The sequence below is a fragment of the Amycolatopsis echigonensis genome (genome assembly GCF_014174495.1).
In the GTDB taxonomy this organism is placed as follows: Bacteria; Actinomycetota; Actinomycetes; order Mycobacteriales; family Pseudonocardiaceae; genus Amycolatopsis; species Amycolatopsis echigonensis.
This window is the reverse complement of record NZ_JACJHR010000213.1, coordinates 1-1589: the sequence shown is the minus strand read 5'-3', so window position 1 is coordinate 1589 and position 1589 is coordinate 1. Positions and strand designations below refer to the sequence as shown.

General features: G+C 69.7%; 1 protein-coding gene. It reads left to right on the top strand.

Going from position 1 to position 1589, the window contains the following annotated elements; translation table 11 throughout:
* The first annotated feature begins 296 nt into the window (after positions 1-296).
* The gene (locus H5411_RS46335; RefSeq protein ID WP_244194597.1) at positions 297-1424 is read left to right on the top strand and encodes an IS110 family RNA-guided transposase; all 1128 of its coding nucleotides are present in this window, start codon (positions 297-299) and stop codon (positions 1422-1424) included.
* The last annotated feature ends 165 nt before the right edge of the window (positions 1425-1589 follow it).

Below are 1589 nucleotides of genomic sequence, written 5' to 3'. Positions count from 1 at the left end.
AGTGAGACTGTTTCTGCCGGTGTTGCCCCGGGTTTCCCGGCCCGCGAGAGGGACGGACGCGGGAGGATGCTGGTGCCGGGCGCTCCGAGAGCTTCCTGACCCTCACTCCGATCGACGAAGTGTTGTCTTTCCTCGGATCTGTCGGTTGCTCTGGGAGCGCCCGGCGAGGCGCTACGCCTCGCCGTCGGGGTGACCTAAGGAGAGCCTGCGCCACCAGGCGCTCATCACTGTCTTGTCCGCCGGTTCGGTCGATGCGCGGCGCCGCCCTGCCCATCGAGCGGATCGGAGAGGACGACATGACCAGCATTGCGCATGCTGCGCGAACGGGCCAGACCCGGGAGTCGGCAGCATCCGGGAAGACCGTGTACGCCGGCGTGGACACGCACAAGGAGCTGCACGTGGCGGCGGTCGTCGACGACGGCGGGACAGTACTGGGCACGCACAGTTTCTCCACCACCCGCGCTGGCTATCGGGCTCTGACGGCCTGGATCGGCGAACACGGCCGGCTGGCCCGCATCGGCGTCGAAGGGACCGGCTCCTACGGCGCCGGGCTGACCCGGCACCTGGCGAAGGCCGGTGCGACCGTTCTCGAGGTCGACCGGCCGGACCGCTCCGATCGCCGCCGCAGGGGCAAGGACGACGACCTGGACGCGATCAGCGCCGCCCGGGCGGTGCTGCACAACCGGCGGACCGCGATCCCGAAGTCCAAGGACGGGGCCGTCGAGGCGCTGCGGGTCCTGCGGACGGCACGAGCCCAAGCGGTCCGCGAGCGGCGAAACGCCTTGCAACTGCTGCGAATGACGATCGTCTCAGCACCGGACGAGGTGCGTGACCAGATCCGCAACCTCACCCGCATGCAGCTGATCCGGGTGGTCGCCGCCTGGCGTCCGGACGTGTCGAACGCCGCCGACCCGATCGGCGCCTACCGGGTCGCGCTCAAGTCGATGGCACGTCGCTACCTCGAACTGACCGACGAGATCGCCGACCTCGACGACCTGATCAACCCGCTGGTCGAGGCACTCGCGCCGCAGCTGCTCGCGCGGCTTGGCATCGGCGTCGAGATCGCCGGACAGCTGCTCGTCACCGCTGGCGACAACCCCGACAGGATGACGTCGGAGGCAGGGTTCGCGATGCTCTGCGGCGTCGCGCCGCTGCCCGCGTCATCCGGGACGACCCAGCGCCACCGGCTCAACCGCGGCGGGGACAGGCAAGCCAACCGCGCCCTGCACCTGGCTGTCGTCAGCCGCATCCGCCTGGACCCGAGAACCCAGGCCTACCTCGCGCGCAAGACCGCCGAAGGCCACTCGAAGCTCGAGATCATCCGTTGTCTGAAGCGCTATCTCGCCCGCGAGGTCTACTACCTCCTCAACCCCGGCCAACAACGGATCGCCCGCCGCCCCTACCGCCGCCACACGGCCACCTGACCCCAAACTCTGCCGGCTCCTCCGTCGCCGCCGCAACCGCCGGAGCGCAGGCGCGGTCACGATGGAGCACCCCACCGGATGAACGACCTTGACCGCGCCGAGCACCGGCACACCATCACAGGCGAAGGAGCCAGCCACCCCACGGTTGACAAACAGGAGAGCATC